General features: G+C 72.1%; 21 protein-coding genes, 1 pseudogene and 1 riboswitch. Of the genes and pseudogenes, 12 read left to right on the plus strand and 10 right to left on the minus strand.

Features of this window, described 5'->3' with window-relative positions:
- Positions 1-2,043 (minus strand): hypothetical protein, encoded by a 2,043-nt coding sequence (locus ACF07N_RS27285; RefSeq protein ID WP_392117760.1) that lies wholly within the window; start codon positions 2,041-2,043, stop codon positions 1-3.
- A gap of 189 nt (positions 2,044-2,232) precedes the next feature.
- Positions 2,233-2,424 (minus strand): annotated as a pseudogene (locus ACF07N_RS27290) (hypothetical protein); the annotation flags it as partial.
- Positions 2,425-2,538: 114 nt separating this feature from the next.
- On the opposite strand from ACF07N_RS27290, the gene ACF07N_RS27295 reads away from it, so the two are divergent.
- From ACF07N_RS27295 to ACF07N_RS27335, 9 genes are all read left to right on the plus strand, one after another.
- The gene (locus tag ACF07N_RS27295) at positions 2,539-3,378 is read left to right on the plus strand and encodes a Scr1 family TA system antitoxin-like transcriptional regulator (RefSeq protein ID WP_392117763.1); all 840 of its coding nucleotides are present in this window, start codon (positions 2,539-2,541) and stop codon (positions 3,376-3,378) included.
- Entirely contained in the window at positions 3,362-3,559 is a 198-nt protein-coding gene (locus ACF07N_RS27300; protein WP_392117766.1) for a DUF397 domain-containing protein, read from the plus strand. The genes ACF07N_RS27295 and ACF07N_RS27300 overlap by 17 nt, the downstream gene beginning before the upstream one ends.
- Positions 3,560-3,808: 249 nt before the next feature.
- On the plus strand, positions 3,809-4,684 hold the full coding sequence (locus ACF07N_RS27305) for a hypothetical protein (protein WP_392117769.1): 876 nt from the start codon (positions 3,809-3,811) through the stop codon (positions 4,682-4,684).
- Complete coding sequence (locus ACF07N_RS27310) at positions 4,632-5,201, plus strand: hypothetical protein (RefSeq protein WP_383344898.1); 570 nt, start codon at positions 4,632-4,634, stop codon at positions 5,199-5,201. Before ACF07N_RS27305 ends, ACF07N_RS27310 begins: the two co-directional genes overlap by 53 nt.
- Positions 5,202-5,320: 119 nt before the next feature.
- Complete coding sequence (locus tag ACF07N_RS27315) at positions 5,321-5,776, plus strand: hypothetical protein (RefSeq protein WP_365089841.1); 456 nt, start codon at positions 5,321-5,323, stop codon at positions 5,774-5,776.
- An 86-nt stretch (positions 5,777-5,862) separates the two neighbouring features.
- Positions 5,863-6,816: a hypothetical protein gene (locus ACF07N_RS27320; RefSeq protein ID WP_392117772.1), complete on the plus strand. Its 954-nt coding sequence runs from the start codon at positions 5,863-5,865 to the stop codon at positions 6,814-6,816.
- A 28-nt stretch (positions 6,817-6,844) separates the two neighbouring features.
- Positions 6,845-8,158, plus strand: coding sequence for a peptidoglycan-binding protein (locus ACF07N_RS27325; RefSeq protein ID WP_392117775.1), 1,314 nt, complete (start codon positions 6,845-6,847; stop codon positions 8,156-8,158).
- Entirely contained in the window at positions 8,155-8,868 is a 714-nt protein-coding gene (locus ACF07N_RS27330; RefSeq protein WP_383335389.1) for an ABC transporter ATP-binding protein, read from the plus strand. Before ACF07N_RS27325 ends, ACF07N_RS27330 begins: the two co-directional genes overlap by 4 nt.
- On the plus strand, positions 8,865-10,133 hold the full coding sequence (locus ACF07N_RS27335; protein ID WP_392117779.1) for an ABC transporter permease: 1,269 nt from the start codon (positions 8,865-8,867) through the stop codon (positions 10,131-10,133). Before ACF07N_RS27330 ends, ACF07N_RS27335 begins: the two co-directional genes overlap by 4 nt.
- Before the next feature lies 1 nt (position 10,134).
- Here the strand turns inward: ACF07N_RS27335 and ACF07N_RS27340 are convergent, their stop codons facing one another.
- The 6 genes from ACF07N_RS27340 to thrC form a co-directional block, all read right to left on the minus strand.
- Complete coding sequence (locus ACF07N_RS27340; RefSeq protein ID WP_392117782.1) at positions 10,135-11,691, minus strand: carboxylesterase/lipase family protein; 1,557 nt, start codon at positions 11,689-11,691, stop codon at positions 10,135-10,137.
- A 93-nt stretch (positions 11,692-11,784) separates the two neighbouring features.
- The gene (locus ACF07N_RS27345; protein ID WP_383335450.1) at positions 11,785-12,936 is read right to left on the minus strand and encodes an NADH:flavin oxidoreductase; all 1,152 of its coding nucleotides are present in this window, start codon (positions 12,934-12,936) and stop codon (positions 11,785-11,787) included.
- Positions 12,937-13,095: 159 nt separating this feature from the next.
- A complete protein-coding gene (groL, locus tag ACF07N_RS27350) occupies positions 13,096-14,718 on the minus strand; it encodes a chaperonin GroEL (protein WP_333935309.1) in 1,623 nt (540 codons plus the stop codon).
- A 331-nt stretch (positions 14,719-15,049) separates the two neighbouring features.
- Positions 15,050-15,253 carry a cold-shock protein gene (locus tag ACF07N_RS27355; protein WP_004986573.1) on the minus strand — a complete coding sequence of 68 codons (204 nt, stop codon included), beginning with the start codon at positions 15,251-15,253 and terminating at the stop codon, positions 15,050-15,052.
- 438 nt (positions 15,254-15,691) lie between these two features.
- Positions 15,692-15,967, minus strand: a complete 276-nt coding sequence (locus ACF07N_RS27360; protein ID WP_010035955.1) for a ubiquitin-like small modifier protein 1 — start codon at positions 15,965-15,967, stop codon at positions 15,692-15,694.
- Positions 15,968-16,052: 85 nt separating this feature from the next.
- Entirely contained in the window at positions 16,053-17,339 is a 1,287-nt protein-coding gene (gene thrC, locus ACF07N_RS27365) for a threonine synthase (protein WP_392117785.1), read from the minus strand.
- Positions 17,340-17,357: 18 nt separating this feature from the next.
- Positions 17,358-17,513, minus strand: a riboswitch (SAM riboswitch).
- A gap of 152 nt (positions 17,514-17,665) precedes the next feature.
- On the opposite strand from thrC, the gene ACF07N_RS27370 reads away from it, so the two are divergent.
- The 3 genes from ACF07N_RS27370 (at position 17,666) to otsB (ending at position 20,910) form a co-directional block, all read left to right on the plus strand.
- Positions 17,666-18,610, plus strand: coding sequence for a glucosyl-3-phosphoglycerate synthase (locus ACF07N_RS27370; RefSeq protein ID WP_392117788.1), 945 nt, complete (start codon positions 17,666-17,668; stop codon positions 18,608-18,610).
- A gap of 72 nt (positions 18,611-18,682) precedes the next feature.
- Entirely contained in the window at positions 18,683-20,071 is a 1,389-nt protein-coding gene (locus tag ACF07N_RS27375) for a trehalose-6-phosphate synthase (protein WP_383584211.1), read from the plus strand.
- An 8-nt stretch (positions 20,072-20,079) separates the two neighbouring features.
- Complete coding sequence (gene otsB / locus ACF07N_RS27380; RefSeq protein ID WP_392117792.1) at positions 20,080-20,910, plus strand: trehalose-phosphatase; 831 nt, start codon at positions 20,080-20,082, stop codon at positions 20,908-20,910.
- A gap of 16 nt (positions 20,911-20,926) precedes the next feature.
- Here otsB and ACF07N_RS27385 read toward each other — a convergent pair whose 3' ends face one another.
- Entirely contained in the window at positions 20,927-21,184 is a 258-nt protein-coding gene (locus tag ACF07N_RS27385) for a DUF3263 domain-containing protein (RefSeq protein ID WP_383335374.1), read from the minus strand.
- Positions 21,185-21,219: 35 nt separating this feature from the next.
- Positions 21,220-22,473, minus strand: coding sequence for an ABC transporter substrate-binding protein (locus ACF07N_RS27390; protein ID WP_392117796.1), 1,254 nt, complete (start codon positions 22,471-22,473; stop codon positions 21,220-21,222).
- Between the last annotated feature and the right edge of the window lie 5 nt (positions 22,474-22,478).

Consider the following 22,478-nt stretch of genomic DNA (forward strand, 5'->3'; position numbering starts at 1 on the left):
TCAGCCGGAGAGCCGGACGACCTCTTTCCGCTCCTCCCCCTGCTGCTCCCGCTCCGCCGCGGCCCGGTCGGCCAGGGCGTTGACGGCCGCGTTGAAGCGGTCCATGGAGGTGGGGTGGTCCGGGCCCAGCACGTACTCCTTGAGGACGCGGCGCTCCGGTGCCATCGGGTCGTGCAGGGGTGCGCGGACCGCGCGGAGGATCTCCGGCAGCCGGACGCACTCCCGGTCCAGCAGGTAGGCGCCCCCGGCGGTGGTGTAGGCGGCCCGGAAGGCCTCGTCCGGCAGGTCGTCCGCGTTGGTCAGGACGTACGGCTTCAGGCTCGCCACGAAGTCCGCGACCACGGAGGACACGTCGCTGACGAGCAGGTCGGCCTGGTCGAAGCAGTCGTACAGCGTGGGCAGTTGCTTGAGGATCACCTGGTGCCGGACGGCGCCCCTGCTCTCCCAGAAGAGCCGGTGCCACTCGGCCCGCAGCTCGTGCCACTCGGCCTCGCCGCTCAGGTCGGGCAGTCGGGCCTCGCGGGTCTGCTGGGCGTCGTCGCCGCCGAGCCGCCCCGACAGCTCGGCGAGCCGGGCCTGGATCTCCGCGAGCCGCGGCCGGGCGGCGGCGACGGCGGCCTCCACGCGCTCCCGGTCGCCCCGTTCCCCGTCGCGCCGCTCGTTGTCCGCGCGCAGCAACTCCCGGACGGCCCGGTCGGCTTCGGCCGCGGCGCGGGAGCGCTTGCCGGTCAGCGGATGCGGCTTGTAGAGGACCCGGACGTTCTCCGCGAGCAGCTTCCCGACCAGCGTCACGCCCATCGGGATCAGGGACGTGTGGCAGTCGTCGTCGCTCCAGCCCTCCCAGGTCGGCGCGTACAGGACGGTCGGCAGCGGCCCGGGCACGTGGTCCGCGTGCAGCCGGATCGACGACAGCTGCGGACGGCCCACCTCGACGATCGCGGAGTCGCTGATGGCGTGCCGCACCCGCTGGTACCGGTCGCGACCGGCCCGCCCGGCGACCCAGATCTCGTCGTACACCTTGCTCACCCGGTTGCTGCTGGCGAGCTTGTCGCTGTCGCCGTGCCCGATGAAGACGTGCTTGGCCTCCGCGACCCGCAGCATGTGCACGTTCTTGCCCGCGTTGCCGGGGTAGAGCACGACCCGCAGCTCCGGCAGTTCCAGCTGGGCCACGTCGTCGGCCTTCGGCACGCACAGCACCGGGATCGAGGTACGGCTCAGATAGCGGAACGACGCCCGCTCGCGCAGGATGATCAGCGGCCGCCGGTCGAGCCGCTCCAGCGTCTCGATCCACATGTTCACCTGGTACATGAAGTCCCGGGAGACGGACGCGAAGCTGAAGTACAGGGCCACCTCCGGCCGGTACCCGGCGAGCTGCCGGTTCACCTCGGCGATCACCTCGTCGTCCGACGGCATCCGCCGCGCCCGGCGCAACTGCCCCAGCAGCGCCAGCACGGCGGCGACCGTGAGCCCGGCGGTCAGCGCGAATCCGGCAGCGGCGGGCCGCCACGCCCCCACGGCGAGCGCGGTGAGCACTCCGGCGTGCGCCGGCAGGTCCAGGTGCAGCAGCTTGCGCAGGAAGCGCCGGTAGAGGAGGGCGGGCGGCGCCTCGGGGATGCCCGCCCCGCTCATGTCGAGGTTGCGCACGACCACCGGCAGCACGCGCCGCCGCCGGATCGCGTGATGCACGGCCGTGTACAGCACGACCAGCGCGAAGTGCACGCTGAACACGGCCAGCGCGGTCACCAGCACGGCGCCCGGCGCGTCCATCCGGTCGGCCAGGGCGAGCAGCATCACCGTCCGCACGGCGAACCGCATGGTGCGCGTCAGCTGCAACGCCGCCAGCCGCCGCACGAAGGCGGGAGCACGGGTGTGCAGCACCTCGTCGGCGGCGTAGCTCACGGCCGAGGCGGCGGCGAAGCCCCACAGCGACGGGAGCAGCGCGAAGACGGGCAGGGCGGCGAAAGCGGCGGCGAACAGGAGTACGAGAAACAGGTCGGTCTTCCCACGCACACGCAGGACACCGCACCACCAACGGAGCGTCATGGCAGGCTTTCTCTGAGGGAATCGGTCTTCCGGAGTGGCGTGCGGTGGGGCGGACGCCGGGGTGTACGCGCGATACGCCTGTTCGACGACGATGCCGGGCCAATGGTTGTAGTCCACCCGCCGATCACTGTCATTTCACCGCGACTTCACCTCCCGATTGACCTGCCGCACGCGGGCCCGCAGCGCCTCCCCGACGGGCAGCGACCGCAGCACGTCGGTCAGGTGCTCGGCCGTCCGTACGTTGCACCGCCCCAGATCCACCAGGGCGAACGGCTCGTCCCGCGCGGCCGTGACGGGGTCGACGCACAGGGACGGCAGTACGACACCGACTCCCGCGAGTGCGTCCCGCAGTGACTCCACGATCTCTTCGGTCGAGCGCACGCTTCCCTACCTCCACGCTGAGTTGGCGATTCACCACCCAGCGTGTCCGAGACGCCTCTAACCTGGCCAGATACGGCGGTCCAACAACCCGATGTGTACGACAGGGAGTTGCCCATGCCCGGACCCAGGGATCTCGACCCGTCCTCCTCACCGCGGGCCCTCCTGGGCGCCGAACTCCGCCACGCCCGCGAGAAGGCCGGCCTCAGCCAGGAGGAACTCGGCCAGCGGCTCTTCGTGAGCGGCTCGTTCATCGGCCAGCTGGAGGCGGGCACGCGCAGGATGCAGCGGGAGTACGCGCGTCTGCTGGACGAGGCGCTGGGGACGGAGGACTTCTTCCAGCGGCACTGCGGGGCGGCGGCGAAGTCGAGGTATCCGGAGCATTTCGCGGAGGCGGCCGAAGCGGAGGCGCAGGCCACCGAGATCCGGCAGTACGCGCCGCTCCTCATCCCCGGGCTGCTGCAGACTCCCGCGTACGCGCGAGCCGTGTTCCGCGCCTACCGGCCCACGGCACCGGCGGAGGTCATCGAGGAACTGGTGGCTGCCCGGATGGACAGGACGGCCCTCCTCGACGATCCAACAGGCCCCCTGTTGTGGTCGGTGCTGGACGAGGCCGCCCTGCGCCGGCAGACCGGTGGCCGGGAAGTGATGGCAGAGGCACTGCGTCACGTCGCCGGCCTCGTGCGCCGCAACCGGGTCATCGTGCAGGTGCTGCCGTTCGGCGCGGGCGCCCACGCGTCGATGGAGGGCTCCATGAAGCTGATGGACTTCGAGGACGCCCCTCCACTGCTGTACTTCGAGGGGGTCGGGACGGGACGGCTGGAGGACGACCCGGCCACCGTCCGGTACCAGCGGCACACCTTTCAACTCCTCACGGCCTGCGCCCTCTCCCCGGCCGACTCCCTGGCCCTCATCGAGGACATCGCGCAGGATTACGGCCATGAGGAGCATCACTGAGGTCACCTGGCACAAGTCCAGCTACAGCGGCGGCAGCGGCGGCGACTGTCTGGAGACGGCCGACGGCCAGGGCCCATTCGTCCCCGTCCGCGACTCCAAGGTCCCCCACGGCCCGAAGCTCGTGTTCCGGGCCACCGCCTGGGCCGCGTTCGTCGCGCACCTCAAGGACGAGACGGCCTGAGCTTCGGGACCCGGGCTTCGAGCCCTGTTTTCAAGGAATGGGTGGAGGGCCTCAACCCGCCCTCCCACCCCGAGAGTTGACGGGCAGCGTTCGGCTTGCCACGGACGGTGACCAACCTCTAGCGTTCCCGCATACGCAACAGCCCCCGCCCGGTGCGCCAACACCTGCGGGGGCTTAACCAACGAGATCGAAGAGACCGATCCCATGGCTGACGCCCACTTTAGTGCTGCCCTCCCGTCCGCGCACCCCATGGCCAACCCCGGCTACGGCAAGCGCTCCACTCCCAGCCAACTCCGCGCCGCAGCGCACGACTTCGCACACCTCCCACCCCGCGAAGCCGCCGTCGCCGCCTACCTCGACCGACTGCCCGACGGCGCCGACATCTCCGTGAAGACGCTGGCCAAACACCTCCCGTACGGCCAGTGCGCCCTGAGTACGGCCCTCAACCGCATCCAGCAGGCGGGCCACCTGCGCCGGGGCCGGGAGTGCGTCACGGCCGACGACGGCAGCTCGCGCTGGATCACCCGATCGTGGTGGTCCCGCACGGCCCGGGACGATGACTGGTGGGCGGCGTTCACGCGCGGGGACGTGCCGAAGGAACCGCGGCGCCCCACCCGCTCCCGGGCGCAGATCCTCCTGGCCGCCCTCGGCCGCAGCGCACCCGTGCTGTCGCTGTCCCAGGCCGACTGCGTGGCACTCGCCCCGCTGGTGACGGAGTGGTTCGAGCGGGGCGCCTCCGAGGACGACGTCCTGCAGGCCCTCACGGCCGGTCTGCCGACACCCGTCCACCACCCCGCCGCCCTGGTCCGCACCCGCCTGACCGGCAAGCTCCCGCCCCCACCGGCCCCACGTCCGCCCCTGCGGGTCCTGGAGTGCGCGCACTGCGGCGCGCCGGGACGCCCGGAGTCCCTGCCGGGAGGGCGTTGCGGCGCCTGCCGGGGCGAAAGCGCCCCCGCGCAACCCGTCGCGCCCCTGCCCGCCCCGTCCGTACACGATCACGCGGCCCGCATCCGCGCCGCGATGGACCAGCGCCGCCGGGAGAAGATTTCGCCGGCTGAGGACAATGGACGGTATGAACCACGCCCAGCTGACCGCACTCGGCCGCGCCCTCCGGCTCCTCGGTGAACACGGGGAGGCCCTCACCGCCGACACCCCGGACGCCAAGCTGCACGAGGTGAGGGCGGATCTGCGGCGTGCCCTTGACCTGCTGGAGGAGAGCGTCTCGAACGCCGCGCCCAGCACCCGGTGCCCCGAGCACCCGAACGGCCCGGTCGACGAGGCCGCGCCCGACCTGTGCCTGCTGTGCGAGACCCGGCGCCGGGCGGCCCGCCGGAACGAGTTCAACGGGCCCGCTCCCCACCAGCCGCCGTCCGAGCCCGCCCCGTCGCGGTACGGCGTGCGCGGCGACCGGCCGCAGCCCCAGCAGCGCTGGCTGCCGGAGCTGTGGAACGGGCAGACGTGGCAGCTGTGCGGCACCCCGCGCCGGGACCGCCGCGAGGCCGAGCTGTACATCGCCGCCCAGCGCCGCGCGCCCCGGGCCGCCATGGCGTACCGGCTGGTGCACGAGTTCACCGACTACGAGGTGCTGCGGGTGTGGGGGACGCCCGTGCGGACCGACATCGAGCCGATGGGCAACCTGTAGCCGCCCCGGGAGGGCGGGCCGCGCCCCCGCGCTCCTGACATCTGTCAGTACCGGCACCACCACCGGATCCCTAGGTTCTCCAGCGTCCGCACGACCAGGACGAACCCGAAGGAGAAACGGTGGCGAAGTGGCGGTCTTTGCAGGCGCTCGCTGTGGCGTCGGCGGCGGTGGCGGCGCTGTTCGCGTCGTCCGGTACTGCCGGTGCGACGGACGGCGCGGGATGCCCCAGCGACGAGGTCATGTGCTACGGCTGGAGCGGCAATTGGAACAAGGACGGGGGAGCGATCAGCTACTTCCGTGGTAACGCCTGGGACCTGAACCTCGACCGGTACGTGGGCAGCGGCACCGGCTCCGGCGAGGCCATCGGCAACAACAACGGGTCCCTCTTCGTGAACGCGCTCGACCGTACCCGCACCATCTACTACAACCCCTCCGTCGGTGGCGCCCGTCCCTCGGGCTACAACATCACCTACGGCTTCGGTGTGCGCACCTGCAACAACCACACGGGCACGACCAACTGGGGCGTTCTGCCCTGGTACATCTGCAACAACGCCCGTGCGCACTTCGCGAACTGAGTGAGAGCGGTGGGCGCCGGAGGCCGTCCAGCGGCCCGGCGCCCACCGCGTCCCGGACGCGCCGCACACGAAGGAGAACCAGGCCGATGAGCGTCACAGGGCGTTCGACACGACGGACCGGCGCATGGGTGCTGTGCGGTCTGCTGCCGCTGCTGACCGCGCTCGGGTGTTCCTCGCCGGACGGAGACGGGTCCGCGCAGGACGGGCCCCCGCCGATCGAGGTGACCCGGATCAGCGACCCCGCGAACATAGAGCAGCCGTTGAACAAGTACATCCTGACGCAGCGTCAGACGCAGTTGATGTTCGCGGCGGAGCAGCGCCTGCGGACCGCGTGTGCGCAGCGCTTCGGACTGAGCTGGGAACCGCCCCCGGTCGATCTCGACGTCCCGGACACCTTCCGCTACGGCGCCGACGCGTACATCCGCTACGACGAAGACGCGGCCCGCCGGGACGGCTACCACGCCGCCGCCGGGAGCGGCGAGCAGGACGCCCCCGACGGGGGATCCACGACCGGCACCGCCGGCGACGAGCCGTCCGGGCCCCGGATGTCACCGCAGCTGCGCACGGTCCTCACGGGTCAGGGCAGCGGCACCGTCGGGGGCAGGAAGGTCCCGGACGGGGGCTGTGTCGAGGAGGCCCGCCGCACCCTGCGCAAGGGCACCGACCCGCACTGGGACGAGAACTATCCCAACAGCCTCGCCATCAACCTCCAGGGCAAGATCGACGAGGACCCCCGGGTGGTCAAGGTCCTGGCGAAGTGGAGCGCCTGCATGAAGCGGGCCGGTTTCGACTACGCCAGGCCCAAGGACGCCTGGGCGGACCCCCGGTGGGAGGCGTCGGACACCCCCACCGCGCAGGAGCGGGCGGTGGCGGTCGCCGAGGTCCGGTGCGGCCGCACGGCACGCGTCGCCGAGACCATGGCGGCCGTCGAACGGGCCTACCAGGAACGCGTCGCCGACGACAAGAGCCAGGAGCTCGCGGAGTACGACCGGGGCAAGGAAGCCGTCATGCGGCGGGTCGCCGAACTCCTGGGCCGATGACCCGGACACGCCGGAAGGAATGAGGAGCGTGCCCAAGAACACCCTGCGCCACAGGCGCCGGGCGCTGGCCGGCAGCACGGTCGCCGCGGCGGCCCTGATCGCCGTCGGCTTCGCCGCGGGCTCGGCCATCCGCTCCCCGCAGCAGGTCGCGGCGGACGCGGCGGGACCCGGGCTCACGACGCTGACGACGCCCGTCGAGCGGCGCGTGCTGACGTCCACCGTCCTGCTGCGCGGAGACGTCACCGCCTCCAGGACCGTCGACGTCACACCGTCCTCCAAGGAGGCCCAGGCCATTGTCACCGCCGTCAAGGCCGAGCAGGGACAGGAGATCGGGCCCGGCCGGGTCATCCTCGAGGTCTCCGGCCGGCCGCTGTTCGCCCTGCCGGGCGGCAAGCCCGCCTACCGCGACCTGAGGCCCGGTGCCGAGGGCGAGGACGTGGCGCAGCTGCAGGCGGCGCTGAAGAAGCTGGGACACGACCCGGGCGAGTACGGCGGCACGTTCGGCCCGGGCACCAAGAACGCGCTGCGGGCCCTGTACGACGCCATCGGCTACGAGGTGCCCACCACCGGCGACGACCAGGCGGTGTCGGCCGCGCAGGACCGGGTGGCCGAGGCCGAGGACGCGCTGGCGGCCGCCCGGGGCACCGGCGCCCGGCGTGCCGGGGAGCGGCTGGAGCGTGCCCTGCGCGACCTCGCCCAGGTACGGGCCCGGTCCGGCCCGATGCTGCCCGTGGGCGAATTCGTCTTCCTGCCGTCCTTCCCCGCCCGTGTCGCCGCCACGCAGGCGGTGCTCGGGGCTCCGGTCAAGGCACCGCTGGTCACCTTGTCCTCGGGGCGGCTGGAGATCAAGGGCAGCCTCAACCCCGGGCAACGCGACCTCGTGCGCAAGGGGCAGACCGTCCGCATCCTCTCCGAGACCACGGGCAGGTCCGCACAGGGCACGGTCACCTCGGTGGGCGCGCTCGTCCAGGACAAGGACACCGGAGCGTCGAGCCATCCGCTGACCGTGACACCGGCCGGCGCGCTCGACGCCGGGTTCGCCGGGACCAACGTGCAGCTGAGGATCGAGGCGGCGGCCAGCCGCGGCAAGGTCCTGGTCGTGCCGGTCTCGGCCCTGTTCGCCACCTCGGACGGCACCACCAACGTCGTGCGCGTGCTGCCCTCCGGGGAGCAGCGGACCGTGCCCGTCACGGCGGGCATGTCCGCGGGTGGCATGGTCGCCGTCACCCCCGAGCGGGGCGGCACCCTGCGCGACGGCGAACGGGTGGTGATCTCCCGTCCCGAGGACGACGAACTGTCACCCGGCGGCGCGGCGGCCTCCACGAGGGGAACCGGGCAGTGAGCGTCCCGCCGCCCGCCCCGCCCGTCGTCGAACTGGACGGTCTGGGGCTCACGTACCCGGTCGAGCCGCCGGTCGCCGCGGTCCGGTCCTGCGACCTGACCGTCCGCGGCGGGGAGTACGTCGCGGTGGTGGGCGCGTCCGGCTCCGGCAAGTCGTCGCTGCTGAACGTCATCGGGCTGCTCGACCGCCCCACCTGCGGCCGGTACGCCCTCGACGGCATCGACACCACCGGCCTGTCCGACGCCGAGCGCACGGCGCTGCGCGCCCACCGCATCGGGTTCGTCTTCCAGGCCTTCCACCTCCTGCCGTACCGCACGGCCGTCGAGAACGTCACGCTGGGCCTGATGTACTCGGGCGTCCCCCGGCGCCGCCGGCCCGCCGTCGCGGCCGAGGCGCTGGAACGGGTCGGGATGGCGCACCGGCTGCACGCCGAGCCCACCACCCTCTCCGGCGGTGAGCGGCAACGCGTGGCGATCGCCCGCGCGCTCGCCGTGCGGCCCTCCCTGCTGCTGTGCGACGAACCCACCGGCAATCTGGACTCCGCCACCGCCCGGACCGTGCTCGACCTCATCGCGGGCCTGCACGCCGACGGCGTCACGATCGTCATGATCACGCACGACACGTCCGTGGCCGACGGCGCCGGGCGGGTCGTACGCATGCGGGACGGCGTCCTCACCGAAGACCACGCCACGAGGACGAACTCCGTATGACGCCTTTCCGCCCTTCCGACTCCGGCCGGTCCGCGGTCGGCCCGTCATCGACCCTGTCGGCCGCGGACCTGCTCGGCGAGGCGCTCGCCGGTGTCCTGCAGCGGCCCGTCCGCACGATGCTCACCATGCTCGGCGTCGTGCTCGGCGTCGGCACCGTGGTGGCCGTGCTGGGCCTGACCGCCAGCGCCTCCGGACAGATCTCGGAGCGCTTCAACGCGCTCACCGCGACCGAGGTGACGGTCCGCCCGTCGGCGGGCGGCCTCCCGAGTGAGGACGTCACCCCGGCCGGCTCCGCGTTCCCGGCCGACGCCGACGCCAGGGCGGGCCAGATCAAAGGGGTCCGCAGCGCGGGCACCTACTACGCCCTCGCCTCCGAACGCGTGGGTGACATCACCGGCGTGCCCCTGCCCGGCGCGTCCGCACGGCAACTGCCCGTCATCGCGGCCTCCGCGGGAACCCTGCCCGCGCTGCGCGCCACCCTGGACGGCGGACGGCTCTTCGACGCCGGTCTGGACCGCCGGGCCGAGCCGGTCGCGGTCCTCGGTGCGGGCGCGGCACGGCGGCTGGGCATCAGCCGGCTCGACCGGCAGCCCGTCGTCTTCCTGGGCGGGACGCCGCTCACCGTCATCGGCATCGTCGGCGACGTGGACCGCAAGTCGGAGGTCCTCGCCGCGGTGATCGTGCCGCGCGGCACCGCGGAACGCCTGTGGGGAACGCCCGGAAAGCGCGACGAACCTGCCCGGATGATCGTCGACACGGACCTGGGCGCCGCCGCCGACGTGGCCGCGCAACTCCCCCTCGCCCTGCGCCCGGACCGGCCCGACGCACTGCAGGCCGTCGCGCCGCCGGACCCCCGCTCCCTGAAGGACGACGTCACCACCGACCTGGACAGCCTCTTCCTGCTGCTCTCCGGCGTCAGCCTCGCGATCGGCACGGTCGGCATCGCCAACACCACACTGATCGCCGTCCTGGAACGCACCGGGGAGATCGGCCTGCGCCGGGCCCTGGGCGCCCGGCGCCGGCACGTCACCGCGCAGTTCCTCACCGAGAGCGCCCTGATCGGCAGCGTCGGCGGCCTCGTCGGCGCGGCCGTGGGTGTCCTCGCCGTCGTGACCGTCGCGCTGTTCCAGCGGTGGACCCCGGTCCTGCCGACGACCGTCGCCTTCCTGGCCCCCCTGATCGGGACGCTGACCGGCCTCGTCGCGGGCGCGTACCCCGCGCTGCGCGCCTCGCGCGTCGAACCGGTGGACGCCTTCCGCCACTGATCTACAGCAGCGGCAGGGCCGCGAAGCCGTGCCCCTCCCACAGCCGCCGCGAGGCCTCCTCCGGGTAGGCCGTGACCACCGGCTCCGCGTCCAGCACCTGCACCAGCCGCCGCTGATCGTCGTACGCCGGCCAGCCCGGGTCGCCCGTCCTCGCGAACGCCGTCCAGGAGGAGCGGAAGCGGGCGGACAGCGCCAGGGCCTCGGCGGACGGCTCGGCGCCCGCGAACAGCAGAGCGCCCAGGTCGGCGCCGTACGTGCCGAACAGCAGCGGGACGTCCAGGCCGTGGCAGGCGCCGAGCGCGCCGCCGTCGCCGGGGGCGGGCCAGGTCAGTTCGTAGACGTGCGCCCTGCCGCCGCCCGCGCGGTGTGCCTCGGCCAGGTGCAGGGAGGGCATGGCGAACAGCCAGTCCGTCTGGACGCGTTCGTACAGTTCGCTCGCGGAGGCGCCCGGGAAGGCCGTGCGGTAGGCGGCCTCCCCGTCGGGGCCGGGGGCGAACAGGCGCAGGGCCGCTCCCGCCCGCTCGTCGGTGACCTGCCCGAGCTGCCCGGCCAGGGCGGCGAAGAGGCGGTACTCGTCGCGGTTGTGGCCGACGAGGAGGTCGACGTCCTTCGCCGCTCCGGAGGCCAGGGCCTGCCACGGCGTCGCCGGAAGGACCTCGCCGTCGACCACCGGCGAGAAGGGCGTCACGGTGGGTGCCGCCTGTCCCCACCGGCCGAGGTGCTGCGGCATCTTCGGGCCCAGGGTCTCCCCCGCCGACGTCAGCCGCCGCGGGTCCACCGACGACAGGTCGGCGGCCGTGGGGCGCAGGCCCACTTCGGCGGCGAGGGCGGTGCCGATGTCCCGGGCCAGCGCGGCGGAGAAGAACGGGCCCGGCACGCTCTGCGCGATCGCCCGCCGGAACAGCCCCGCCGCCCGGTCCATCACCATCAGCGAGGCCACCGACCCCGCGCCCGCCGACTCGCCGAAGACCGTGACCTGCCCGGGGTCGCCGCCGAACGCCGCGATGTTGTCGCGCACCCACTCCAGCGCGGCCACCTGGTCGAGCAGGCCGCGGTTGGCGGGCGCGCCCTCGATGTGCGCGAACCCCTCCATGCCGACGCGGTAGTTGAAGGTGACGACCACGACGTCGCCGTCGGCCGCGATGCGCCGGGCGTCGTAGCCGGGGCTGCCGGCGTGGCCGAGCTTGTAGGCGCCGCCGTAGATCCACACCATGACCGGGCGGTGGGCGGCCGGGTCCGGGTCGGGGGTCCAGACGTTGACCGTGAGCCAGTCGTCGCCGCCGGGGACGCGGAACAGGTTCGGGCCGCCCATCAGGCCGAGGTCCTGCGGGGGCGGCGGGCCGAAGGCGACCGCGTCCCGGACGCCGTCCCAGGCGTGGGCGGGCCGCGGCGCCTGGAAGCGGGCCTCGCCCACCGGCGGTACGGCGAAGGGTATGCCGCGGAACACCGCGAGTCCCTCCGCACGGCGTCCGCGCACCGCGCCGGCGGTGGTGCGCACCACCGGCCCGGGCTGCTCGGAGGGGCCGTCCGCGGGCGGGCGGGACTCGGTCGTCGTCATCTGGGTCTCCTCACGGATGCCGGTGATCAGGCGCTCGGCCAGTGTCCTTGACCGGGGCAACCGGATCCAGGCACCCGTGGGCGGACCTCCGGATCAGCTGAGGGTCTTCAGCGACGCCGCGTCGTACGGCGCCAGCTCGTCCAAGCGGCCGGCGAGGACCTTCTCGGCCCACCGCGGGTCCTGCAGCAGGGCGCGGCCGACGGCGACCAGGTCGAACTCGTCGCGCTCGAAGCGGTCCAGCAGGTTGTCGAGGTCGCCCAGCTCGGCGCCCTGGCCCTGGAAGGCCTTGACGAAGTCGCCGTTGAGGCCGACGGACCCGACCGTGATGGCGGGCTTGCCGGTGAGCTTCTTGGTCCAGCCGGCGAGGTTCAGGTCGGAGTCGTCGAACTCGGGCAGCCAGTAGCGGCGCGTGGAGGCGTGGAAGGCGTCGACACCGGCCGCGGCCAGCGGGGTGAGGATGGACTCCAGCTCCTCCGGGGTCTCGGCCAGGCGGGCGCCGTAGACGTCCTGCTTCCACTGCGAGTAGCGGAAGATGACGGGGAAGCCGGGCGAGACGCTCTCCCGGACGGCCGCGACGATCTCCGCCGCGAACCTGGTGCGGGCGACCCGGTCGCCGCCGTAGGCGTCGGTGCGGCGGTTGGTGCCCTCCCAGAGGAACTGGTCGAGCAGGTAGCCGTGGGCGCCGTGCAGCTCCACGCCGTCGAAGCCGATGCGCTCGGCGGCCGCGGCGGCCTCGGCGAAGGCACCGATGACGGCGTCGATGTCGGCCTGCGTCATGGCCTTGCCGGTGGGCTCGTCCTCACCGATGCGCAGCCCGGAGGGGCCGACGGCCGGGGCGTCCGCGACGGGCGGCTCGCCCTGCTTGCGGACCATGCCGATGTGCCACAGCTGCGGCACGATCGTGCCGCCCGCGGCGTGCACCGCCTCGGCGACCTTCGCCCAGCCCGCGAGCTGCTCCTCACCGTGGAACCGCGGCACGCGGTCGCTCTGCCCGGCCGACTCGTGCCCGACGTAGGTGCCCTCGGTGACGATCAGGCCGACCCCGGCGGCGGCGCGGCGGGCGTAGTAGGAGACGACGTCCTCGCCGGGCACGCCGCCCGGGGAGAACATGCGGGTCATGGGCGCCATCACGATCCGGTTGGGGACGGTCAGGCCGCCCAGGGTGACGGGCCGGGACAGGATTTCGGCGGCACGGGAGGCGACGGTCACGTGGGGGCTCCTTCGGATACCGGACAGGACACACATACCCGACAGTATGTGCACGTGCATCGGACCCCAGGTTCAACCATGTGGCCCGCCGCCGCCATCCCGAGCCCCCTGTGATCCCGCACACGCCGGAGGGCGGCACCCCCTGCCGGAGCAGGGAGTGCCGCCCTCCGAAAGGACGTCGACCGACTCAGTCGATCAGAAGTCCATGTCACCGCCCGGCATGCCGCCGCCGGCCGGCGCGGCGGCCTTCTCCGGCTTGTCGGCGATGACGGCCTCGGTGGTGAGGAACAGCGCGGCGATGGAGGCGGCGTTCTGCAGCGCGGAACGGGTCACCTTCGCCGGGTCGATGATGCCCTCGGCGATCATGTCGACGTACTCACCGGTCGCGGCGTTCAGGCCGTGGCCGACCTGGAGGTTGCGGACCTTCTCCACGACGACGCCACCCTCGAGACCACCGTTGACGGCGATCTGCTTCAGCGGGGCCTCCAGCGCGAGCTTCACGGCGTTGGCGCCGGTCGCCTCGTCACCGTCGAGCTCCAGCTTCTCGAAGACCTGGGAGGCCTGCAGCAGGGCCACGCCACCACCGGCGACGATGCCCTCCTCGACGGCCGCCTTGGCGTTGCGCACGGCGTCCTCGATGCGGTGCTTGCGCTCCTTGAGCTCCACCTCGGTGGCGGCACCGGCCTTGATGACCGCGACACCGCCGGCGAGCTTCGCCAGGCGCTCCTGCAGCTTCTCGCGGTCGTAGTCCGAGTCGCTGTTCTCGATCTCGGCGCGGATCTGGTTGACCCGGCCCTGCACCTGCTCGGCGGAGCCGGCACCGTCGACGATGGTGGTCTCGTCCTTGGTGATGACGACCTTGCGGGCCTTGCCCAGGAGGTCGAGCGTGGCGTTCTCCAGCTTGAGGCCGACCTCCTCGGAGATCACCTCGCCGCCGGTGAGGATGCCGATGTCCTGCAGCATCGCCTTGCGGCGGTCACCGAAGCCCGGGGCCTTGACGGCGACGGACTTGAAGGTGCCGCGGATCTTGTTGACGACCAGGGTCGACAGGGCCTCGCCCTCGACGTCCTCGGCGATGATCAGCAGCGGCTTGCCCGACTGCATGACCTTCTCCAGGAGCGGGAGCAGGTCCTTGACGTTGGAGATCTTGGAGTTGGCGATCAGGATGTACGGGTCGTCGAGGACGGCCTCCATACGCTCCATGTCGGTGGCGAAGTACGCCGAGATGTAGCCCTTGTCGAAGCGCATACCCTCGGTGAGCTCCAGCTCCAGACCGAAGGTCTGGGACTCCTCGACGGTGATGACGCCTTCCTTGCCGACCTTGTCCATGGCCTCGGCGATGAGCTCGCCGATCTGGGTGTCGGCGGCGGAGATGGAGGCCGTGGAAGCGATCTGCTCCTTGGTCTCGACGTCCTTCGCCTGCTCCAGCAGGGCGGCGGAGACGGCCTCGACGGCCTTCTCGATACCGCGCTTGAGGGCCATCGGGTTGGCACCGGCGGCCACGTTGCGCAGACCCTCGCGCACCAGGGCCTGGGCGAGGACGGTCGCCGTGGTCGTACCGTCACCGGCGACGTCGTCCGTCTTCTTGGCGACTTCCTTGACCAGCTCGGCGCCGATCTTCTCGTACGGGTCCTCGAGCTCGATCTCCTTGGCGATGGAGACACCGTCGTTGGTGATCGTGGGCGCGCCCCACTTCTTCTCGAGGACGACGTTGCGGCCCTTGGGGCCGAGCGTCACCTTCACGGCGTCCGCGAGCTGGTTCATGCCGCGCTCGAGGCCGCGCCGCGCCTCCTCGTCGAACGCGATGATCTTGGCCATGTGAAGTGGTCCCTCCAGGACTGGGGGTGATTACTTCGGACCGCGCCCGCGCCCGCGACGGACGGCCCCCGACCGGCGGTTCCTTGCCCCACCTGGTCCGTGGCCTCACCGACCCGGTCCTTACGTTGTCACTCTCACCTTCAGAGTGCTAACGCAATGATTAGCACTCGGGCATGGCGAGTGCAAGCGCCTCCGGGGGATCGGCCGGGGGCGTCAGCCCCCCGCGAACACCCCCACGCACCCCCCGCGAGCAGGCCGAAGGGCCCGCACCCCGGGGGGTACGGGCCCTTCAGAGAAGACCTGTCGCTTGCGCGTTGGTCGTGGTGCGCGTTCAGGCGGTGACGCGAACCATGTCGGCCTGCGGGCCCTTCTGACCCTGCGAGATCTCGAACTCGACCCGCTGGCCCTCTTCCAGGGTGCGGTAGCCGTCCATCTGGATCGCGCTGTAGTGGACGAAAACATCCGCACCACCGTCGACCGCGATGAAGCCGTACCCCTTCTCCGCGTTGAACCACTTGACGGTGCCCTGAGCCATGCCTAACTCCCCTATTACTGGCCCTTGCACAGATCCACACTTCGCGGACCCGGGTCAGACCTCACCCCCCACGGTTGGGGGCGTGCGCCGGAACGCGTCGACCGCGGCTGAATGTATCTGTCCAACTGCCGTCTGCAACAGGTCAATCGGACGAGAATTCTGGACTCGCGGGGTCCGGAATGTGGGGAGAGTTCACCCGAATTCAGGGCAAGTCGGGCCACAGAAAAGCCACAAAAGCCGCGAAAGACGCGCACACTTTGGCTACATCTTGTCGGGCTCGCGGCAGGAATGCAGGGTTCCGATCAGCGGATCGGGATCGCGTTCCCCAACTCTACCGCGCTCAATCACACAGAATTGCCCCCTCCGCTTCTCTCACGGTGGGGGCAATTCGCTGAACGCTCGGTAACCGGCATTACTCCAGGTAACGCCGAGGCCGGTTCACCCTCCGGCGACGGCCGGGATGATCGACACTCCGGCACCGTCCGGGGTGGCCGTCTCCAGCCCCTGCTCGAACCGCACGTCGTCGTCGTTCACGTAGACGTTGACGAAGCGGCGCAGCTTCCCCTGGTCGTCCAGCACCCGGGCGGCGATCCCGGTGTGGTTCTTCTCCAGGTCGGCGATGACCTCGCCCAGGGTCGCCCCCTCGGCGGCGACCTCGGCCTGCCCGCCGGTGTAGGTACGCAGGATGGTGGGGATGCGAACGGTGACGCTCATGACTTCAGAACCTCCGGTTTGGTGACGGACCCAGGGGCGCGGGGAACTGCGCGAACAACCCCCACCGGCCCGCAGTGAACAACGATCAGACGAGCCCAGCTGCCCGGAACGACTCCAGACTCGGGCGAATGGTCGCGGTGAGCCCCGTGCCCGCCACCGCGTCCAGCGTCTTCAGACCGTCCCCGGTGTTCAGCACCACGGTCGTCCTCGCCGGGTCGAGGAGCCCGTTCTCGACGAGCTTCTTCGTCACGCCCACCGTCACACCACCGGCGGTCTCCGCGAAGATCCCCTCGGTCCTGGCCAGGACCTTGATCGCCTCGACGACCTGCTCGTCCGTCACGTCCTCCACCGCACCGCCCGTACGCCGCGCGATGTCCAGCACGTACGGCCCGTCCGCCGGGTTGCCGATCGCCAGCGACTTGGCGATCGTGTCCGGCTTCTGCGGCCGCACCACGTCGTGCCCGGCCTTGAACGCCGTCGACACCGGCGAGCAGCCCAGCGCCTGCGCGCCGAAGATCTTGTACGGCTTGTCCTCGACCAGCCCGAGCTTGATCAGCTCCTGGAGCCCCTTGTCGATCTTCGTGAGCTGCGAGCCGGAGGCGATCGGCACCACGATCTGGTCGGGGAGCTGCCACCCGAGCTGCTCGCAGATCTCGTACGCCAGCGTCTTGGAGCCCTCGGCGTAGTACGGCCGCAGGTTGACGTTGACGAAGCCCCAGCCCTCGCCGGCCGGGTCGCCGATCAGCTCGGAGCAGAAGCGGTTCACGTCGTCGTAGTTGCCCTCGATGCCGACGAGCTCACCGCCGTAGACCGCGGCCATGACGACCTTGCCCTGCTCCAGGTCGTGCGGGATGAACACGCAGGAGCGGAAGCCGGCGCGGGCCGCTGCGGCGCCCACCGCGCCGGCCAGGTTGCCGGTGGAGGAGCAGGAGAGGGTGGTGAAGCCGAAGGCGCGGGCCGCCTCCAGGGCCTGCGCGACGACGCGGTCCTTGAAGGAGTGCGTCGGGTTGCCGGAGTCGTCCTTGACGAAGAGCTTGCCGGCGTCGACACCCAGCTCGCGCGCCAGGTTGTCGGCCTGCACGAGCTTGGTCCAGCCCGGGTTGAGGTTCGGCTTGTCCGCGACGTCGGCCGGGACCGGCAGCAGCGGGGCGTAACGCCAGATGTTCGCGGGTCCCGCCTCGATCTTCTTCCGCAGCTCCTCGGCGTCGTAGGCCGAGAAGTCGTAGGCGATCTCCAGCGGGCCGAAACACTCCTCGCAGGCGAAGACCGGGCCGAGGGGCACGCGGTGACCGCACTCACGGCAGCTCAGCGCGGCGGCCGGGCCGAGGTCTACGGTGGAGTTCGTGGTGCTTGCAACAGTCTGCACAGCCATGTGAGGCGAGGCCCTTTCTCCTCATCTTCCTCACGACGCATCTCGCCGTGAGACGGATTTGGCACCTTCCCTAGCCGGGAGCCTCGCGCTGTGGTCGCCAGTGACCTACGAGAACCGACTGGAGGGTTGCCGGGGCTTCATCGGGCCGTTTCCCTCTGCCCCTCTGGATGAGCTGTATGTGGTTGTAGGCGGCGGCCGACCTCGGACATGCGATGGTCACCCGCGTTGTTCAAGACTGTAACCGACGACCAGGACAGTTGAGATAGTCGTCCGAACCGCGAGATGGCTCACAGTCGTCCCGCCGAGAGAACGAAGGAGCCGCCACGGTGCTGGAAGAAGTCGAGCGCTGGCTGGGCACCCGTTCCTGGTCCGCCACCGAGCGTCCGCTCCACCGGATCCTCGCCGCCAAGCAGCGCGCGGGCCGGACGGTGAGCGTGGTGCTGCCCGCCCTGAACGAGGAGGAGACGGTCGGCGACATCGTCGCCGTCATCCGCCACGACCTGATGCTGCAGGTCCCGCTCGTCGACGAGCTGGTCGTCGTGGACTCGGGATCGACCGACCGCACCGCCGAGGTGGCCGCCGCCGCGGGCGCGACCGTGGTGCACCGCGACGCGATACTCCCGCGCGTCCCGGCCGTGCGCGGCAAGGGCGAGGTGCTGTGGCGCTCGCTGCTCGTCACGCGCGGCGACATCGTCTGCTTCATCGACGCGGACCTGCGGGACTTCTCGTCCGACTTCGTCTCGGGGATCGTCGGCCCGCTGCTGACCGACCCGGACGTGGCTCTGGTGAAGGGCATGTACGACCGTCCCCTCGGCGGCGCCGCCGGGCAGGGCGGCCGGGTCACCGAGCTGATGGCCCGCCCGCTGCTGAACATGCACTGGCCGCAGCTGGCCGGCTTCGTGCAGCCGCTGGGCGGGGAGTACGCGGCCCGCCGCTCGCTGCTGGAGCGGCTGCCGTTCCCCGTCGGCTACGGCGTCGAACTGGGCATGCTGGTCGACGCCCTGCACCTGGTGGGCCTGGACGCCCTCGCCCAGGTGGACGTCGGGGTGCGCAAGCACCGGCACCAGGACGGGCAGGCGCTGGGCCGGATGGCCGCCGAGATCTACCGCACGGCCCAGCTGCGGCTGGCCCGGGGGCATCTGATCCGGCCGTCCCTGACGCAGTTCGAGCGGGGCGGTGACGGCTTCGAGCCGCGGACGTACTCCGTCGACACCGAGGAACGTCCGCCGATGGTGGAGATCGCCGAGTACCAGGCGCGACGGGCCGCCTGACCGTGACCGTTTTCGGCCGGACGCGGCAGGTCCGTACGTTTGAGCGTTTACAGCCGGGCTAGGTTGAGGCCTATGGGTTCGACGCACGGTTCTGCACGGGTACTGGTGGCCTCCAACCGGGGCCCGGTCTCCTACACGGTCGGTGAGGACGGTTCGCTGGACGCCAAGCGGGGCGGCGGCGGGCTGGTCTCGGGGCTCTCCGCGATCGGCTCGGACGCCGACGCGCTGTGGGTCTGCTCGGCGCTGTCCGACGGCGACCGCGAGGCGGTCCGGCGCGGAGTCGGGGAGGACGGCGTGCGGATGCTGGACATCCCGGCCGACGTGCACGCCGACGCCTACAACGGCATCGCCAACTCGGTGCTGTGGTTCGTGCACCACATGCTCTACCAGACGCCGCTGGAGCCGGTCTTCGACGCGGAGTTCCGGCGCCAGTGGGCGTCGTACGAGACGTACAACCGGGCGTTCGCCGAGGCGCTGGCCGAGGAGGCGGCGCAGGGCGCGGCGGTCGTGGTGCAGGACTACCACCTGACGCTGGTGCCGGGCATGCTGCGCGAGCTGCGCCCGGACCTCAGGATCGGCCACTTCTCGCACACGCCGTGGGCGCCGCCCGAGTACTTCCGGATGCTGCCGGACGACGTGGCCGGGCAGGTGCTGCGCGGCATGCTCGGCGCGGACCGGCTCGGCTTCCTCACCCAGCGCTGGGCGGACGCGTTCACCGCGTGCGCCGAGCGGTTCGCGGGCGGGCTCGGCGGCACCCGCGTCGGCGTGCACGGGCTGGGCGCCGACGCGGACTTCCTGCGCGAGCGCGCGCACCGGCCGGACGTCGAGGAGCGGATGGCCGCGCTGCGCGAGGAGATCGGCGAGGGCCGCCGCACCATCGTCCGCGTCGACCGCACCGAGCTGTCCAAGAACATCGTGCGCGGCCTGCTGGCCTACCGGCGGCTGCTCCAGGCGCACGGCGAGTGGCGCGAGCGCGTGGTGCACGTGGCCTTCGCCTACCCCTCGCGGCAGGACCTCGCGGTGTACCGGGACTACACGGCCGAGGTGCAGCGCCTGGCCGACGAGATCAACGCCGAGTTCGGCACACCGGGCTGGACGCCGGTCGTGCTGCACGTCAAGGACGACTTCGCCCGCTCCCTGGCCGCCTACCGGCTGGCCGACGTGGCCCTGGTCAACCCCATCCGCGACGGCATGAACCTGGTCGCCAAGGAGGTCCCGGTGGTCTCCGACGCGGGCTGCGCGCTGGTGCTGTCCCGGGAGGCAGGGGCGCACGAGGAGCTCGGCGAGGACGCGATCACGGTCAACCCCTACGACATCACGGGCACGGCCGCGGCCCTGCACGAGGCGCTGTCGATGCGCCCGGAGGAGCGGGCCGAGCGCAGCAAGCGCCTCGCGGCGGCGGCCACGGCGCTGCCGCCGGCGCGGTGGTTCGTGGACCAGCTGGAAGCGCTGAAGGGATGAGCGGCCCGATGCCCGCCTCGCAGCCGCTGCCCACGCCCGTCACGAAGGAGGGCCTGGAGGGTCTGGAGGCCCTGCTCGCCCGCCCCGGCAAGGCGCTGATCGGCCTGGACTTCGACGGGACGCTCGCGCAGATCGTCGCCGACCCGGAGCTGGCCCGGGCCCACGCGGACGCCGTGCCCGCGCTGGCCGCGCTCGCGCCGGAGGTCGCCGCCGTGGCGGTGATCACGGGCCGGCCGGCCGCGGTCGCCGTGCGCAACGGCGCCTTCGCCGGCGTGCCCGGCCTGGAGCACCTCGTCGTCCTCGGGCACTACGGCGCCGAGCGGTGGGACGCCCGCAGCGGCGAGGTCCGCACCCCCGAGCCGCACCCCGGTGTGGCGGCCGTCCGCGCCGAGCTGCCCGCGCTGCTCGACGGGACCGGGACCTTCGTGGAGGACAAGGGCCGGGCGGTGGCCGTCCACACCCGCCGGGCACCCGATCCGCAGACGGCCTTCGAGGCGCTGCGCGCACCGCTGACCGAGCTGGCGGAGCGCCACGGCCTGATCGTCGAGCCGGGCCGTTTGGTCCTGGAGCTGCGCCCGCCCGGCATGGACAAGGGCGTCGCCCTGCGCGCCCTCGCCCGGGAGATCGGCGCCGAGTCCGTCCTGTACGCCGGTGACGACCTCGGCGACCTGCCCGCCTTCGGAGCCGTGGACGCCCTGCGCGCGGAGGGCACCCCGGGCCTGCTGGTGTGCAGCGGCAGCGACGAGGTGATCGAGCTGCGTGAGCGCGCGGACGTGGTGGTGGACGGCCCGGAGGGCGTCGTGGCGCTGCTGCGCGAGCTGGCCGGCCGGCTGGGCTGAGCCCTCCCGCCCCCGGTCAGCGTTCCGACCGGCGCCGGTCCCGGATCCGCCGCAGCCGGTTGACCGTCACCGGGTCGTGGGCCAGGGCCCGCGGGTCGTCCAGCAGGGCGTTGAGGAGCTGGTAGTAGCGCACGGGTGCCAGTCCCAGCTCCTCGCGCACGGCCCGCTCCTTCGCGCCCGGACCGGGAAACCCGCGGCGCTCCAGCGCGAGGATGTCCCGCTCCCGGCGCCCGAGCCCCCGGCCGTCCGTGTCGTCGTCGGTGTGCTCGTCCATGGGGGGCACCGTAACGCCCCCCACCGACAGCGGGACTACTCCGCGCTCTCCGCCCGGACCGCCGCCGCCTGGAGGTGGCCGAGGACACCGGACGGGCTGCCCCCGGGAGCGACCGCCTTGCCGATCTGCGTCTTGACCTGGGCGCTGACGTCGGCCCAGGAGGTCTTGCCGACCGGGTACAGCTCCGACGACGGCAGCTCCTCCAGGAACGGCCTGAGGTGCTTGTCCTCCTCGGCGGCGGTCATGGTCGCGGACGCGGAGGAGGTGACCGGCAGCAGGTCGTACTCGCGGGAGAAGGCCAGCACGTTCTCCTCGCTGTAGACGAAGTCGAGGAAGTCGCCGATCTGGTCGCGGTGGCCGTGCTCGCGGAAGGCCGTCATCCAGTCGGCGACGCCGAGCGTGGACTTGCTCGGGCCGTCCTTGCCGGGCATGGGCACCATGCCGTACTTCACGCCCTTGTCCCCGGCGATCTTCATCAGGGAGGGGTGGCCGTTGAGCATGCCGACCTGGCCCTTGGCGAAGGCCGCGAAGGCGTCCGCCCGGTTGAGCTCACCCGGCGCGACCGGCCCGGTCAGGTCCTTGCCGACGAGTTCGTTCTTCAGCCAGGCGAAGGTGTCGATGTTCTCCGCGGAGTCGATGCCGTAGCTGTCGACGCTGTCGGTGTAGCCGCCCCCGCCGCTGAGCATCCACTGCATGGTCTCGGCCTGCGCCTCCTCGGGGCCGAGGGGCAGCGCGTAGGGGTACTTCACGCCCTCCGCCTTGAGCGCCCCGGCGGCGTCGGCCAGGTCGTCCCAGCTCTCGGGCGGGGTGATGCCGGCCTTCGCGAAGAGCGTCTTGTTGTAGAAGAGCACGCGGGTGGAGGAGGCGAACGGCATGCCGTACTGCACGCCCTTGACCTGGCCCGCCGAGGCCAGCTGCCCGACGAAGTCGGCCTGCACGGGTATGGAGAGCAGCTCGTCGGCCTTGTAGAGCTGGTTCCGCGCCGCGTAGTCCGCGTACGCGCCGATCTGCGCCATGTCCGGCGGGTCCCCGGCCGCCACCATCTCCCGGACCTTGCGGTCGACGTCGTTCCAGGAGTAGACGCTGACGTCGATCGTGACGTCCGGGTGCTCGGCCTCGTACTCCGCGGCGAGCTTGTCCCAGTACTTCTTCGAGCTGTTCGCCGCGCTGTCGCCGTAGTCCGCGGCGACCAGCTTCAGGGTGACGTCCCCGGAGCCGCCCGTGACGCCGCAGCCGCCCAGGACCGCCGTCATGCCCAGTGCGGACGCCACCGCGATCGTTCCTGCCATTCGCC

The organism is Streptomyces sp. NPDC015242 (assembly GCF_043079125.1).
In the GTDB taxonomy this organism is placed as follows: domain Bacteria; phylum Actinomycetota; class Actinomycetes; order Streptomycetales; family Streptomycetaceae; genus Streptomyces.